Here is a 14,573-nt window from a genome sequence, read left to right on the forward strand (position 1 = left end):
CCCGGTTTCTGACAGTAAACCAGCTTGGAACCGCGGCCTTTTATGAATAACCCATACCTGCTGGTTGGTATGTGTATCACGAGATTATCCATGACTGAATCTTTTGCCGAACTTTTCGAAGAAAGCCTTAAGGACCTGGACGTTGCCCGCGGTTCCATCATCAAGGGCACCGTGGTCGCCATCGACAGTGACTGGGTCACCGTCAACGCCGGTCTGAAGTCCGAAGGCATCATCGCCCGCAACGAATTCATCAGCGAGAGCGGTGAGCTGGAAATCGCCGAAGGCGACGAAGTGGAAGTGGCGGTGGACGCCATCGACGACGGCATGGGCTTCACCCGCCTGTCCCGTGAGAAAGCCAAGCGCGCCGAAGTATGGGCCGAGCTGGAAGTGGCTTTCGACAAGGACGAAATCGTCAAAGGCCAGATCTCCGGCAAGGTCAAAGGCGGCTTTACCGTCGATATCGGCCCGATCCGCGCGTTCCTGCCCGGCTCCCTGGTGGACATCCGTCCGGTACGCGATGTGACCCACCTGGAAGGCAAGGACCTGGACTTCAAGGTCATCAAGCTGGATCCGAAACGCAACAACGTGGTGGTTTCCCGCCGCGCAGTCATGGAAGCCGAACACTCCGCCGAGCGCGAAGCGCTGCTGGAGTCCCTGCAGGAAGGCATGGTGGTCAAGGGGATCGTCAAGAACCTCACCGACTACGGTGCGTTCGTGGATCTGGGCGGCATCGACGGCCTGCTGCACATCACCGACATGGCCTGGAAGCGCATCAAGCATCCCAGCGAAATCGTCGAAGTGGGCCAGGAAATCGAGATCAAGGTACTCAAGTTCGACCGCGAGAAAATGCGCGTGTCCCTGGGCCTCAAGCAGCTGGGCGAGGATCCGTGGCACGACATCGTGCAGAAGTACCCGGAAGGCGCCAAGGTCCGTGCCCGCGTCACCAACCTCACCGATTACGGCTGCTTCGCCGAGATCGAGGAAGGTGTGGAAGGTCTGGTTCACGTCTCCGAAATGGACTGGACCAACAAGAACATCCACCCCTCCAAGGTGGTAGAGATCGGCGACGAAGTGGAAGTGATGATCCTCGACATCGACGAGGACCGCCGCCGTATTTCCCTGGGTATCAAGCAGTGCATGGCCAACCCGTGGGAATCCTTCGCCGAGAACTACCAGAAGGGCGACCGCATCACCGGCAAGATCAAGTCCATCACCGACTTCGGCATCTTCATCGGCCTGGAAGGCGGTATCGACGGTCTGGTGCACCTGTCCGACATCTCCTGGGAAGAGCAGGGCGAGGAAGCGGTGCGCAGCTTCAACAAGGGTGACGAGCTGGAAACCGTGGTCCTGTCCATCGATGCCGAGCGGGAAAGAATTTCCCTTGGAATCAAGCAGTTGACAGACGATCCGTTTGCTCAGTATGTTGCTGCGAATGAGAAAGGCAGCATCGTCAAGGGTACGGTGAAGGAAGTGGACGCCAAAGGCGCCACCATCGACCTGGCCGAGAACGTGGAAGGCACCCTGCGTGCCAGCGAAATCAGCCGCGACCGTGTCAACGATGCCTCCGAGGTTCTCAAGGTGGGCGACGAGGTGGAAGCACGCATCACCAACGTCGACCGCAAGAACCGCATCATCAATCTGTCCGTGCGTGCCAAGGATCAGGTACAGGATCGCGAAGCCATGGACAACCTGCAGGGTCAGGACGCCAATGCACCGAAGACCATCGGTGACCTGATCAAGCAGCAAATGGAAAACAGCAACGAGTCATAACGGCTCCTCCCTGGGGCCGGCCAACCGGCCGGCCCCGCTGGGCAGGGAGCCCAGGGGAGAAGGTTGCAATGGCGTCAGCGTTAACGAAGTCGAAACTGATAGCCCGGATTTCCAAGCAAAACGACCACTTGTCTCCCAGGGACGTGGAGCTCGCCGTCAAAACCCTGATCGATTACATGGCCGACACCCTGTCCGAGGGGGGCCGCATCGAGATCCGCGGGTTTGGCAGCTTTTCCCTTCATTTCCGCGCGCCACGCGTGGGCCGCAATCCCAAGACCGGTGCCAGCGTCGAGCTGGACGGTAAATACGTTCCGCACTTCAAGTCCGGCAAGGAGCTGCGTGAACGGGTCAACGATTCCATGCTCGATAGCGACAGCGACGGCCGCGATGATTCCCGGGGCGCCGCCCACGGCTGATCCCGCCGGACAGGACGAAGTGATGCGAAATCTCTACCGAATGTGTTTGATTCTGGCGCTGCTGGCGGTATTCGTCGCGGCGTTTTTGTTCGTCACCGCCAACACCCAGCTGGTGACCCTGGCGATGCCGGTGACCGGCTGGCAGTGGCAGGTGACCCTGGGCGCCATGGCGGTGCTGCTGCTGGCCCTGGGCCTGTTGCTAGGACTGCTCACCGGACTGGGCCTGCGCGGAGTACGTGGTCTGTTCGGGTCCCGTTCATGAGCGAACCGCTTTGGCTGATTCCCCTGTTTTTCTTCGCCATCGCCACCGGCTTTTATCTGGGGCGGCGGGAAGGCAAGCGTCGCCAGCGCCGGCGCATGGAATCCCTGTCCCAGGAATACGTGGCCGGGCTCAACTTCCTGCTCAATGAGGAGCCGGACAAGGCCGTGGAGGCCCTGCTCAACAGCCTGGAGGTGTCCGACCAGACCCTGGAAACCCACCTCAGCATGGCGCGGCTGTTCCGTAAACGCGGCGAATTCGACCGCGCCACCCTGATCCATTCCCACCTGCTCGAGCAGGGCGAGCTGCCACGCCCCACCCAGGAACAGATCCAGCTGGAACTGGCCGAGGACTATCTGGCCGGCGGTCTGTTCGACCGGGCCGAGGAAGTGTTGCTGGAGATGCTCGACCAGGACTGCGAGAAGCGCGAGCAGGTGATTCGCCAGCTCACCCACCTCTACGAGCAGGAGCGCGACTGGACCAGTGCCATTTCCATGGGCGAGCAACTGATCAAGTCCGATCCCAAGATGGGCCCGATCCTGGCCCATTACTGCTGTGAGGAAGCGGACGGCCAGATCGCCCGGGGCGAGCTGGCCCCGGCCCGCCGCATGCTGCGCCGGGCGCTGGGCTTCGACAAGCAGTGCGTGCGCGCCAGCGTGGTACAGGGCCGGCTGGAAATGCGCGAGGAGCAATGGGCCGACGCCATCGATGCCTTCAAGCGCATCTGGCAGCAGGACAAGGCGTTTTTCGACGAGGTGCTGGACGAGCTGCGCCAGTGCTACCAGCGCCTGGAAAAGGAAGAGGACTTTATCCGCCTGCTCGCCGATTTCAGCGCCGAGGAGCCGTCCACCGCCCGGGTGCTGCTGCTCTCCGAGCAGCTGCGCGAGCGCTACGGTGACCGCGAGGCGGCGGACTTTATCGCCGATTACATGAAGGCCAACCCGTCGGTGCGCGGCCTGCACCGCATCATCGACATGAACCTGCAGCTGTCCGCCCAGGGCGAGGCCCGCGAGCATCTGGGCATGCTCAAGGAACTCACCGAACGGCTCACCTCCGACAAGACCGTCTACCAGTGCCGCCGCTGCGGCTTTCAGACCCCGCTGCTGCAATGGCGCTGCCCGAGCTGCCGTCGCTGGGGCACCATCAAACCGCGCTCCGAAGGAGGCAGCAAATCGTGACCGCCGAAAGCCCCATCATCGTTGCCCTGGACTACGACGCCGCCGACCCGGCCCTGGCCATGGCCGACCGGCTGGATCCGGCCCGGGTGCGGGTGAAGGTGGGCAAGGAGCTGTTCACCCGCGCCGGGCCGGCGGTGGTGGAGGCGCTCCGCCAGCGCGGTTTCGAGGTGTTTCTGGACCTGAAATTCCACGATATTCCCAATACCGTGGCCGGCGCGGTGCGCGCCGCCGCCGATCTGGGGGTGTGGATGGTCAATGTGCACGCCAGTGGCGGCGGGCGCATGCTGGACGCCGCCCGGGAGGCACTGGCGAATTGCCATGAGCGCCCCCGGCTGATCGCGGTGACCGTGCTGACCAGCCAGACCGAGGCCGATCTGCGCGAAATCGGGATCACCGTGAGCGCGGGGGAACAGGTGCGCCGGCTGGCTCTGCTGAGCCACGAGCACGGCCTCGACGGGGTGGTCTGCTCGGCCCGGGAGGCGCCCATGCTGCGCCAGACCTGCGGCCCGGACTTCGACCTGGTGACGCCGGGCATCCGCCCGGAAGGCAGCGCCGGCGACGACCAGCGCCGGGTGGTGACTCCGGCCCGGGCCCGGGAGCTGGGCGTGAGCCATATGGTGATCGGCCGTCCCATTACCCGTGCGGAAAATCCTACAGCGGTCGTGGACGATATCCTACAAAGCCTTTCCTAGACGGCCCGCATTCACTCGCCGAATCGGCTGACAGGCATTCCGCGACGTTTTCCCTACAGTGGTCGGACCTTCACAAGGATGACCTGAAAGGGAGATCAACGATGCGAATGTTCAACTTGTCCGGAAAAAGCCCCCGCCTGGGCCGCGCGCTGCTGCTCGGCACGCTGCTGGCCACCGGCGCGCCCTGGGCACAGGCGGCGCCGCAGGCGACCCCGACGACGGCGGCCAGCCCGGCCACCGCCCCCATCAACCTGAACACCGCCAGCGCCGAACAGCTGCAACAGTTGCGCGGCATCGGCCCGGCCATGGCGGCGCGGATTGTCGACTGGCGCGAGCAGGAGGGGCCGTTCACCTCGGTGGACCAGCTGATGGCGATCAAGGGGATCGGCGAGAAGACGCTGGCGCGCTTCCGCGACCGGCTGACGCTGTGAGGTTTTCGCGCTGATGGCGCTTTTGCGCGGAGTAACCGCTTGTTCGTCCATGGCAAGCCACTCTCCTTGGCTCCGCGCGTCCGGCTATCCTGGCCCCGGGATAGCCGGCTTTTTGCGTCAGGCCGGGCGCTGGCTGAGGGGGAACTCGCACAGGTCGGCGATGATGCATTCACCGCATTTCGGCTTGCGCGCGGTGCAGGTGTAGCGGCCGTGCAGAATCAGCCAGTGATGGCAATCCCGTTTGAACTCCTCCGGCACCACCCGCATCAGGCGGTTTTCCACCTCGACCACGTTCTTGCCCGGCGCGATACGGGTGCGGTTGCTGACCCGGAAAATGTGCGTGTCCACGGCGATGGTGGGCTCACCGAAGGCGGTGTTGAGCACCACGTTGGCGGTTTTGCGGCCGACGCCGGGCAGGGCCTCCAGGGCGGTCCGGGAACGGGGCACCTGGCCGTCGTGTTTCTCGATCAGCTGATCGCAAAGTTTGATGACGTTGGCGGCCTTGGAATTGAACAGCCCGATGGTCTTGATGTATTCCTTCAGCCCGTCCACGCCCAGGGCGCGGATCGCCGCCGGCGTATTGGCCACCGGAAACAGCCGCGCGGTGGCCTTGTTAACGCCCACATCGGTGGCCTGGGCGGACAGCACCACCGCCACCAGCAGTTCGAAAGGGGTGTCGTAATTCAATTCCGTGGTGGGGACCGGGCGCTGATCGCGCAGCCGGCGGAAAATCTCGGTGCGTTTTTCCCGATTCATGGTTCGCGGTTCCGGCCTGATCGACGAAAACGCGCAGTATAACGGAGGTGGGCGGGTGTTGCCCGGGGGCGTCGCGGCCCGCGGGCCGCGACGACGGGGGAGGGGTTCAGTCCGTAACGACTTTGCCGTTATCCACCGGCAGGCGGTCGCCGGGCTCGTCGTCCATGCGCACCGTGTGCGTCTGGCCGTCGAGACGGTAGGTCACGTTATAGCCGTTTTTCTCGGTGCGGGTGTTCATCACCGTCTGGCAACGTTCCTCGGTGGTGGTGTAGGTGTTGCTCTTCTGCATGTGTTCCTGGGTTTTGTTACCGGCGTAGCCACCGGCGATGGCGCCGGCCGCGGTGGCCGCGTCCTTGCCGCTGCCGCCGCCGAACTGGTGGCCGATCACGCCGCCGACCACCGCGCCGATGGCGCTGCCGGCGATCTGATGCTCATCCTTCACCGGCTTCTGGCGCTGCACGGTGACCTGCTCGCAGCGTTGTTCCGGCTCCTGATAGCTCTTGGTGGCGGGCTCCACCTTGACCACCTCCGCGTAGCGGTCCGCGTCGCCGCCCATGGCTTGAAAGCCGGCGTAGCCGACGCCGACCACCGCCAGGGTACCGACCACGGCCAGGGCCACGGTTGCTGAATTATTCATAACGGCCTCCTTATTCCTTATTGGATTTGGCTTGGCCGTAGTTTTAACGGAATTGGCGCGTGAACGTTGTATAAGGTGGTTAAACAACGTGCCCGGGTTCTCAATCCTCCGGGTTGGCCGCCTTGAACGCTTCCAACTGGCGGCGGGCCTGCTCGGCCCGGGCGGCCATGGCATCCACCCGTTTCCGCATGGCCTCCAGCTGGTCGGCGCCCTGGCGTTGGGCCCGTTCCAGGGCCGCCCGCGCCTCCTTGCACTGCTTGCTGGCGCGGTTGTAGGCGGTGGTCAGCTTGAGCCGCTGCCGCCGTGGGTCGGCGGCGGGCGGCGGCGGCGCGGCGGCGGCTTCGCTCCCCGGGGTCGCCTTCCTTTGCCGTGCCGCCAGCCGGGCGCGGCTTTGCTCCGCCTTGCGGGTCCGCTCCCGGGCCAGCCGCGCCTCGCGGGCCTCGTAACGAGCGCGGGCGTGGTCGGCCTGGGCCCGGTCCGCCGGGTCGTCGGGCTGAAACGGGGTGGGCGATACGGTGAGGATATCGATGCAGTCCACCGGGCAGGGCGGCACGCACAGATCGCAGCCGGTGCACTCGTCGGTGATCACCGTGTGCATGCGCTTGGCGGCGCCGACGATGGCGTCCACCGGGCAGGCCTGAATGCATTTGGTGCAGCCGATGCACTCGTCCTCGCGGATCACCGCCACCTTCCTGGCGGTGCCGTTGTCGTAGCCGCGCTCGTCCAGAGGCAGCGGCGGGCGGTCCAGCAGGTCGGCCAGGGCGTCGGCGGTGGCCTGGCCCCCCGGCGGGCAGCGATTGTGCGCTTCGCCGTCGGCCACCGCCCGGGCGTAGGGCCGGCAGCCGGGGTGGCCGCATTTGCCGCACTGGGTCTGCGGCAACAGGGCGTCGATGCGTTCTACTTCAATGGCGCGGCCGCCGTGAAACGGGGTGTCGGTCATGGCATCCGGTCGGTTATGGCGCGGGGTGGGCGGCAGTTTAGCAAAATTTTCCGATTCCCCCAGGCCCCCCTGGAAGCCGCGCCATTGGCGGGCCGCGCCGGGACGGGCCGGGCCCGGGGCAAACATCCGCCGGCAAAACGTGCGGAACGGGGATGAAGTTCCGTTGCCCCATCGGGTAGGGTGATTCCCTCACTGCGGATCACCGATCCGAGATTGGCTGAATGGAGAACCATATGACGACCGTTAAGCGACTGAGTATCGCGCTGCTGATGGCCCTGGGGGTAAGTGGTACCGCCCTGGCGCAGCAAGGCCCGGGAATGGCCCAGGGTGATCAGGTGGATCAGCTCGACCAGCTGGTGAGCCTGAGCGCCGACCAGAAAAAGGAGATGCGTGAGCTGATGCAGGACTCCGAGGCCAAAATCAATGGCAAGCGCATGGAGGCCCAGGAACTGCAGCAATCACTGAGCAGCCAGATCGGCCCGGATTACGACGAGGACAAAATCCGTGACGACGCCGAGGAGCTGGGTGAGCTGACCGGCGACATCGCCGCCGAGACCGTGCTGCTGCAGGCCCGGATTCAGGAAAACCTGACCGAGGAACAGCGCAATACTCTGGAAGAGCGTGCCCGCCAACAGCGCGAGCAAATGCGCCAGATGCAGGAACAGATGCGCCAGCAGCAGGGCCAGCAGCAGTAACCGCTGGCCCCGCGTGGTAAACCCGCGCACAAAAAAAGCGGCCTTCGGGCCGCTTTTTTTTGTGCTTATCGCCGGGGCTAGCGGACTTCCATGCCCGGTTCCGCGCCGCTGTCCGGGGACAGCAGGAAGATGTCGCCGCCGCCGGGGCCGGCGGCCAGCACCATGCCTTCGGAGACGCCGAACTTCATCTTGCGCGGTGCCAGGTTGGCCACCAGCACCACCATTTTCCCTTCCAGGTCCTCGGGGGCGTATTTGGCTTTAATGCCGGCGAACACGTTGCGCTGGCCCAGCTCGCCCACGTCCAGGGTCAGCTGCAGCAGCTTATCGGCACCGTCCACATGGGCGGCCTGGATCACCCGGGCGGCGCGCAGTTTCACCTTGAGGAAATCGTCGATGCTGATGGGCGCGTCGTCTTCCGCCGGTGCTTTGTCCGCTGATGCCTTGTCCGCCGGTGCTTTTCCGTCGGCCTGGGCCGGCGCCGGGTTGGTTTCCCGGGAATCGGCCAGCACCGCCTCGATATGGGCCATGTCCACCCGGCCCAGCAGCGGGCTGAACTTGTTGATCTCGTGCTCCAGCAGCAGGGTCTCGCTGTCCGCCCAGGTCAGTGGCGGGATATTGAGAAACGCCTCCGCGCGTTCGGCCAGCCCCGGCAGCACCGGCTTCAGGTACAGCACCAGCAGGCGGAACACGTTGAGGGCGGTGGTGCAGACTTCCAGCACCTCCTGCTCGCGGCCTTCCTCCTTGGCCAGGGACCAGGGCGCCTTGTCGGCGATGTAGCCGTTGGCGTGGTCGGCCAGGGCCATGATTTCGCGCATCGCCTTGCCGAACTCCCGCTGTTCATAGAAACCGGCGATGGTGGCGGCGGCCTGCTGGGCTTCCTGCACCAGCAGCGGGTTGTCCGGGTGGGCGCTGAGGCTGCCGCCGAATTTCTTGACGAAATTGCCGGTCCGGCTGGCGATATTGACCACCTTGCCCACCAGATCGGTGTTCACCCGCTGGGCGAAGTCCTCCAGATTCAGGTCGAAGTCGTCCACCCGGCTGTTGAGCTTGGCGGCGAAGTAATAGCGCAGGTATTCCGGATTCAGATGGTCCAGGTAGGTGCGCGCCTTGATGAAGGTGCCCCGGGATTTGGACATCTTGGCGCCGTTGACGGTGACGAAGCCGTGGCTGTAGATCGCCGTCGGTTTGCGCAGGCCGGCGCCTTCCAGCATGGCCGGCCAGAACAGACCGTGGAAGTTGATGATGTCCTTGCCGATGAAGTGGTACAGCTCGGCGTCGGAATCGGCCTTCCAGTAGTCGTCGAAGTCCAGACCTTCCCGGTCGCACAGGTTCTTGAAGCTGGCCATGTAGCCGATCGGCGCGTCCAGCCACACGTAGAAGTACTTGCCCGGGTAGCCGGGAATCTCGAAGCCGAAGTAGGGCGCTTCCCGGGAGATGTCCCAGGGGTGCAGCTCCTCGATCCACTCCTGCAGCTTGTTGGCCACGCCTTCCTGCAGCGAGCCGGAGCGGGTCCATTCCCGCAGCAGCGGCTCGAACTGGGGCAGGTCGAAGAACAGCTGGGTGGTCTGTTTCTCCACCGGCGTGGCGCCGCTCACCGCCGAGTAGGGTTCGATCAGCTCCGACGGCGAATAGGTGGCGCCGCACACTTCGCAGTTGTCGCCATACTGATCCGCCGCGCCGCATTTCGGGCAGGTGCCGCGCACGAAGCGGTCGGACAGGAACATGCCCTTTTCCGGGTCGTACAGCTGGGTGATCTCCTTCTCGACGATGTAGCCGGCGTCCTTGTTGCGCTGGAAGATCATCTCGGAGAACTGGCGGTTCTCCGGGCTGTGGGTGCTGTAGTAATTGTCGAAGCGGATCTGGAAGTCGGCGAAATCCCGCTCGTGGTCGGCTTTCACCGTGGCGATCTGCTGTTCCGGGGTGACGCCGTTCTCCTCCGCCTTGAGCATGATGGCGGTGCCGTGGGCGTCGTCGGCGCAGACGTACAGACAGTTCTGCCCGTGCAGCTTCTGGAAGCGCACCCAGATGTCGGTCTGGATGTATTCCAGCAGGTGGCCCAGGTGGATCGGGCCGTTGGCGTAGGGCAGGGCGCTGGTGACCAGGATCTTACGGGGAGTGTCGCTCATGGGGCCTTCGCGGTCGGCGGAAAATCGGGACCGGTATGATACTGGTCCGGGGGCGGCTTTTCAGCCCCCCGCGCCGCTCAGCGCCCGGTTGCGTTGCAGCGCCTCCAGCACCTGATCCCGGGACACCGGCTTGCTCAGGTAGTCGTCGACGCCGGCGTCGCGGGCTTTCTGCACGTAGTCGCCGGTGGCGTGGGCGGACAGGGCGATGATCCAGCACGGGTCCACGTCCCGGTCCTGCTCCAGCCGGCGGATTTCCCGGGTGGCGTCGTAGCCGTCCATCACCGGCATTTCGCAGTCCATGAAGATCACGTCCCAGTTGCCGGGGGTGTCCTCCATGCGCCGCACCGCCTGGGCGCCGTCGGTGAGCAGGGTGGCCTGGATGCCGATGGAGCGCAGAATGCTGTCGATCACCAGCTGATTCACCGCGTTGTCCTCCACCACCATCACGTGCAGGCGTGACAGCCTCGGCAATCGTTCGCCGCTTTCCACCGGCGCCGCGCCGGCGGTTTCCTCCCGTTCGCGCAGCTGGGTGGAAAGGCTGTGTTTGAGCGAGCGCGACGACACCGGCGTCTCCACCAGCAGCATGTCGCCGGGCAACTCACCGGTAATCTCCGCGCCGGTGGCCTGCAGAATCAGCAGCGGCGGGTTGCCGAGTCGCTGGCGGATGTCCATCAGCTCGTCGCGCCGCGCCAGGTTGGGCTCCGAGGCGAGCAGAATGTCGGTTTCCGGCGGCTCGTCGTTGAGCGCCGCCAGGGCCTGGTCGCAGTCCGCGTACTCGCGCACCGACAGGCCCCAGCGGGTCATCAGCTGCGACAGGCTCAGTGCCAGGGAGGCGTCGTGGCTGATCATCACCGCCCGGTGGCCGGCCAGCGCCTTTTCCGGCTTGGCCGGTTCCCGGGCCACCGTGGGCAGGGTCACCCAGAAGGTGGCGCCCCGGCCCAGGGAACTGGACACGCCGATCTCGCCGCCCAGCAGTTCGGTGAGACGCTTGCAGATGGTCAGGCCCAGGCCGGTGCCCTGCGCCCGGTGGCGGTGAGTGCGGCCGCTCTGTCCGAACACCTGGAACAGGTTCTGCTGCTGGGCCTCGTCCAGGCCGATGCCGGTGTCCACCACCTCCAGCATCAGCACGCAGTGGCCCTGTTCGTCCGGCGGCTGGCGCACGCCCAGATGCAGCGCCACCTGGCCCTGGTCGGTGAACTTGTAGGCGTTGCTGAGCAGGTTGGTAAGCACCTGTTTGACGCGAATCGGGTCGGTGTGGATGCGGCGCGGCACCCGGGAATCGACGAAGGTGTACAAGGACACGCCGGTTTCCGAGGCGCGCAGCGCGAACAGGCGCACGCAGTCGTCCAGCAGCTGCTCCACGTCCACGTCCTGGTATTCCAGCTCCAGCTTGCCGGATTCGATGCGCGAGTAATCCAGGATGTCGTTGATCACCGTCACCAGCGATTGGGTGGACTGGTGGATGGTGTCCACGTACTGGGCCTGCTGGGTGTTCAGGGCGGTGCGCCGCAGCAGGTCGGTCATGCCGATGATGCCGTTCATCGGCGTGCGGATCTCATGGCTCATGGTGGCCAGGAACTCGCTCTTGGCCTGGTTGCGGGCACCGGCCTTGAAGGCGTCCATTTCGGCGATGGCCTTGTCCCGCACCGACAGGGCGTGGGCCTCCTTGAGCCGGTTGATGCGCCGCGCCAGGGCCAGGGACAGCAGAATCACCTCCAGGAAAACGCCGGCCTGCAGCAGGTTTTCGGTCAGATCGGTGCGCGGCAGCACGCCGTATTTGTTCAGCGACATGGCGGCGGCGCCGACGATGAAGCACAGCCAGGCGGCGGTGAAGATGCGCGCGTCCGGGTCGCCGGCGGCGGCGCGCAGCACGCCGGCCAGCAGGATGCTGAAATCCATCGCCAGGATCGCCAGCACCGCCAGCGGAATCAGCCACTGGCGCTCCACGAAGGGCGCCGCCAGCAGCAGCACCACGCCGGTGCCCACCAGCGCCTTGAGCAGCCGGGCCAGGGGCGGCGCCCGCTGGGGCAGATCCAGAAAATGCAGAGTGAAGAGGGTCGGCAGGATCACCAGCACCGGCAGCAGATAATGCAGCACATAGCGGCTCAACAGCGGCGCGCCGGGCCACAGGTATTTCTGCGCGTAGCCGTGCAGCACCGCCATGAACAGGGTGATGGCCAGGGACCAGAACACGTACAGCAGGTAGGCTTTCTCGCGGATCGAGAAGAACAGCGACAGGTTGTAGAGGATCATCACCAGCATGCCGCCGAAGAACAGCCCCTGCACCAGGGTGTGGCTGAGCAGCGCCTCGTCCAGGGCGGGCTTGCTCATCAGCTTCAGAGGCAGTTGAATGCTGTGGGGCGAGACCACTTCCATCAACACCGTGCGTTCGGCACCGGCGGGCAGCGTCAGCGGAAACGACGGCAGCGCGCCGTTGCCGGGGCGCACGTCGAAGGCCCGGTCCATGCCGGCCTGGTAATGCAGCGGCTCGCCGTCGCCGCCGAGCACGTACACATCCAGCTCGCCGAGCATGGCGTACTCCACCACCAGCCGCCAATTCAGGGTCTGCTCGGTGGCGTTGCGCACCGGCAGCCGGAACCAGCAGCGGTCGCGGGTGAAACCGAGATTGGGCATGCCCTCGGCGGCGCGCCAGGGCCAGGCGTCCAGGTCACGGCGCAGGTTGGCCAGATCCGGAGCCTGGTCGCGGGGCAGGCAGAAATAGCCCAGCGCCGGGTAGGGGCGCAGGCTGTCGGAACGACCGTCGATGACCGCCGTCGGCGGCGCGGCGGCCTGGCTCCAGGCCAGGGCCGGCAACAGCCCGATCAGAAGGATCAGCACGGCGAACCGCGAAAGGGATGAAACAGCGTCCTGCACCAAAATAAGAGGTACCCCGTGACCGGATCCTGGCGGAATCCTGTGTTTACCGTTTCAGGATGCTAGCAGCGCGGCCACGGTGGCTCAATCAATGGAGACAAGGGGGAAGGAACCATGACCGTAACCGTGGCGCCGTTCGCGGTGGGACCACTGGCCGGCAGCGCCGACCGCACCAGCATTCGTATCTTCGGCGCCATGCCCGGCGGCGCCCTGGGCCCGGGGCGCAAAGCCCCCCACGGTCGCATCCGCTGGCGGGCGGAAGGCGAGACCCGCTGGCACGGCCCGCGCCATTTCCGCATCAACGGCAACTTCGACAGCAGTGGCGTGGTGGTGCTGCGCGAGCTGACCCCGGGCACCCGCTACCAGTACCAGGCCGGTTACGTGGACGACCCGGACACGGTGGACACGGCGCTGGACTGGCACCGGGCCACGGACGGGCATTTCCGCACCGCGCCGGCCTCCGACCAGGCGCCGGTGAGTTTTCTGTTCGGCTCCTGCTGTTACCGCTTCACCGGGCTGGATCATCAGGTGGAGGACGACCGCGCCGACCGGGTGTTCGCGGTGATGGCCGACCAGGCCCGGGACCGGCACACCGACTTCGTGCTCTTCGCCGGCGACCAGGTCTACGCCGACGCCACCTGGCGGGTGGGGGCGGCCTCGTCCCAGCAGCAGTATTTCGATCTCTACCGGCAAAGCTTCGGCCAGCCCCACATCCGCCGGCTGATGGCCGGCCACAACCATCACATGATCCTCGACGACCACGAGATCGAGAACAACTGGCCGGCGCGGGCCAACCCGGACCTGTGGACCAGCAAGTACCCGGCGGCCATGAAGGCCTACCAGATCTACCAGGCCTCGCACTCGCCGGCGGTGCCGCTCAACGCCGAGGGCCGCCGTCTGGATCGGGACCCGGAGCGGCTCTGGTACAGCTACCGCTGGGGCGGCGCGGATTTCTTTCTGATGGATCTGCGCACCGAGCGGGCGCTGAGCCGCTGGCCCTGGCAGCGCAACATCATGTCCAGGGAGCAGGAGGCGGCGGTGGTGGCCTGGCTCAACGACGGCCCGGATCGCATCAAGTGCCTGGTGTCGTCGGTGCCGCTGCTGCCGGAGCAGCGTTGGCCGTTCCGGGGCGAGGACAGCTGGGAGGGCTTCCGTGCCCAGCGCCAGCGCCTGATCGACGCCATGCGCGCCAGCCGCGCCCGGCGCCTGCTGGTGCTCAGCGGGGATGTGCACGCGTCCCTGTACGCGCGCCTGGACGGCGCCGGCAAGCCGCCGATCCACGCCTGGATCTGCTCCGGCCTGTTCTGGCCCACGGCGCTGATGGCGTTCCGTTGGTACCGGCCGATGATCCGCGACGATCACCGCCTGGCCGGGCTGTGGAAGCCGTCCCTGGGGCGGGTCAGCGTGCCCGGGCAGGTGTACAGCCGCGACGCGTTCTCGCGGGTGACTTTGGACGGGGAGGGCGCGCGCCTGGAGCTGTTCAATCGGGATGGCGAGCCGGTGCCGGAGGCGAGTCGGGAAATTCGGTGGGATGGCTGATTTCCTACAAACATCATGGCAAATCTCCGATCCCCAGGGCGCCGGCGCTGCCCTAGAGTGGTCGTTGCACGGACGCTAAAGGACACGGACGTCCCTTTCGGCCCGGTACAGCCGCCCGCCCTCCCCGGCGGGCTTTCTTTTGGTTCATCGCGCGCTAAGTGGGAAATCGGGGCGAGATGTCTTTATCCGGGACGCGGATCTGTGTGGGGGCCTTCCGGGAACGCCGCGAGTACGTCCCTGTAGGCTCCCTGTCAAACGTC

The 14,573-nt window shown here is 65.6% G+C and carries 12 protein-coding genes and 1 pseudogene; 8 read left to right on the plus strand and 5 right to left on the minus strand.

Going from position 1 to position 14,573, the window contains the following annotated elements; genetic code table 11:
* The first annotated feature begins 90 nt into the window (after positions 1 to 90).
* The 6 genes from rpsA (at position 91) to ACLD0W_RS18515 (ending at position 4,746) form a co-directional block, all read left to right on the plus strand.
* A complete protein-coding gene (rpsA, locus tag ACLD0W_RS18490) occupies positions 91 to 1,770 on the plus strand; it encodes a 30S ribosomal protein S1 (RefSeq protein ID WP_410308918.1) in 1,680 nt (559 codons plus the stop codon).
* A 68-nt stretch (positions 1,771 to 1,838) separates the two neighbouring features.
* Positions 1,839 to 2,186: an integration host factor subunit beta gene (gene ihfB, locus ACLD0W_RS18495; RefSeq protein ID WP_410308919.1), complete on the plus strand. Its 348-nt coding sequence runs from the start codon at positions 1,839 to 1,841 to the stop codon at positions 2,184 to 2,186.
* 22 nt (positions 2,187 to 2,208) lie between these two features.
* Positions 2,209 to 2,448, plus strand: a complete 240-nt coding sequence (locus tag ACLD0W_RS18500) for a DUF1049 domain-containing protein (RefSeq protein WP_410308920.1) — start codon at positions 2,209 to 2,211, stop codon at positions 2,446 to 2,448.
* Positions 2,445 to 3,623 carry a lipopolysaccharide assembly protein LapB gene (gene lapB / locus ACLD0W_RS18505; RefSeq protein ID WP_410308921.1) on the plus strand — a complete coding sequence of 393 codons (1,179 nt, stop codon included), beginning with the start codon at positions 2,445 to 2,447 and terminating at the stop codon, positions 3,621 to 3,623. Before ACLD0W_RS18500 ends, lapB begins: the two co-directional genes overlap by 4 nt.
* Positions 3,620 to 4,315 carry an orotidine-5'-phosphate decarboxylase gene (gene pyrF / locus ACLD0W_RS18510; protein WP_410308922.1) on the plus strand — a complete coding sequence of 232 codons (696 nt, stop codon included), beginning with the start codon at positions 3,620 to 3,622 and terminating at the stop codon, positions 4,313 to 4,315. The genes lapB and pyrF overlap by 4 nt, the downstream gene beginning before the upstream one ends.
* A gap of 101 nt (positions 4,316 to 4,416) precedes the next feature.
* The gene (locus ACLD0W_RS18515) at positions 4,417 to 4,746 is read left to right on the plus strand and encodes a ComEA family DNA-binding protein (RefSeq protein WP_410308923.1); all 330 of its coding nucleotides are present in this window, start codon (positions 4,417 to 4,419) and stop codon (positions 4,744 to 4,746) included.
* Positions 4,747 to 4,863: 117 nt separating this feature from the next.
* On the opposite strand, the gene nth is transcribed toward ACLD0W_RS18515, so the two are convergent.
* From nth to rsxB, 3 genes and pseudogenes are all read right to left on the minus strand, one after another.
* Positions 4,864 to 5,502 (minus strand): endonuclease III, encoded by a 639-nt coding sequence (nth, locus tag ACLD0W_RS18520; RefSeq protein WP_410308924.1) that lies wholly within the window; start codon positions 5,500 to 5,502, stop codon positions 4,864 to 4,866.
* Positions 5,503 to 5,608: 106 nt separating this feature from the next.
* Positions 5,609 to 6,139, minus strand: coding sequence for a glycine zipper 2TM domain-containing protein (locus ACLD0W_RS18525; RefSeq protein ID WP_410308925.1), 531 nt, complete (start codon positions 6,137 to 6,139; stop codon positions 5,609 to 5,611).
* A gap of 502 nt (positions 6,140 to 6,641) precedes the next feature.
* Positions 6,642 to 7,040, minus strand: a pseudogene (rsxB, locus tag ACLD0W_RS18530) (electron transport complex subunit RsxB); the annotation flags it as partial.
* Positions 7,041 to 7,312: 272 nt separating this feature from the next.
* Here rsxB and ACLD0W_RS18535 point away from each other — a divergent pair.
* Positions 7,313 to 7,774 (plus strand): Spy/CpxP family protein refolding chaperone, encoded by a 462-nt coding sequence (locus tag ACLD0W_RS18535; protein ID WP_410308926.1) that lies wholly within the window; start codon positions 7,313 to 7,315, stop codon positions 7,772 to 7,774.
* 77 nt (positions 7,775 to 7,851) lie between these two features.
* Here the strand turns inward: ACLD0W_RS18535 and metG are convergent, their stop codons facing one another.
* Positions 7,852 to 9,900, minus strand: coding sequence for a methionine--tRNA ligase (metG, locus tag ACLD0W_RS18540; protein WP_410308927.1), 2,049 nt, complete (start codon positions 9,898 to 9,900; stop codon positions 7,852 to 7,854).
* Positions 9,901 to 9,960: 60 nt separating this feature from the next.
* A complete protein-coding gene (locus ACLD0W_RS18545) occupies positions 9,961 to 12,738 on the minus strand; it encodes a 7TM diverse intracellular signaling domain-containing protein (RefSeq protein ID WP_410308928.1) in 2,778 nt (925 codons plus the stop codon).
* Positions 12,739 to 12,888: 150 nt separating this feature from the next.
* Here ACLD0W_RS18545 and ACLD0W_RS18550 point away from each other — a divergent pair, with 150 nt between their 5' ends.
* Positions 12,889 to 14,313, plus strand: coding sequence for an alkaline phosphatase D family protein (locus tag ACLD0W_RS18550; protein ID WP_410308929.1), 1,425 nt, complete (start codon positions 12,889 to 12,891; stop codon positions 14,311 to 14,313).
* Positions 14,314 to 14,573: the final 260 nt, after the last annotated feature.

This window comes from Alloalcanivorax sp. C16-1, assembly GCF_046507805.1.
Classification (GTDB): Bacteria; Pseudomonadota; Gammaproteobacteria; order Pseudomonadales; family Alcanivoracaceae; genus Alloalcanivorax.

Bases quoted from the DNA above. Each gene is read 5' to 3' on its own strand.
- rpsA (WP_410308918.1), top strand. From the start codon at position 91: ATGACTGAATCTTTTGCCGAACTTTTCGAAGAAAGCCTTAAGGACCTG.
- ihfB (WP_410308919.1), top strand. From the start codon at position 1,839: ATGGCGTCAGCGTTAACGAAGTCGAAACTGATAGCCCGGATTTCCAAG.
- ACLD0W_RS18500 (WP_410308920.1), top strand. From the start codon at position 2,209: ATGCGAAATCTCTACCGAATGTGTTTGATTCTGGCGCTGCTGGCGGTA.
- lapB (WP_410308921.1), top strand. From the start codon at position 2,445: ATGAGCGAACCGCTTTGGCTGATTCCCCTGTTTTTCTTCGCCATCGCC.
- ACLD0W_RS18515 (WP_410308923.1), top strand. From the start codon at position 4,417: ATGCGAATGTTCAACTTGTCCGGAAAAAGCCCCCGCCTGGGCCGCGCG.
- nth (WP_410308924.1), bottom strand. From the start codon at position 5,502: ATGAATCGGGAAAAACGCACCGAGATTTTCCGCCGGCTGCGCGATCAG.
- ACLD0W_RS18525 (WP_410308925.1), bottom strand. From the start codon at position 6,139: ATGAATAATTCAGCAACCGTGGCCCTGGCCGTGGTCGGTACCCTGGCG.
- ACLD0W_RS18535 (WP_410308926.1), top strand. From the start codon at position 7,313: ATGACGACCGTTAAGCGACTGAGTATCGCGCTGCTGATGGCCCTGGGG.
- metG (WP_410308927.1), bottom strand. From the start codon at position 9,900: ATGAGCGACACTCCCCGTAAGATCCTGGTCACCAGCGCCCTGCCCTAC.
- ACLD0W_RS18550 (WP_410308929.1), top strand. From the start codon at position 12,889: ATGACCGTAACCGTGGCGCCGTTCGCGGTGGGACCACTGGCCGGCAGC.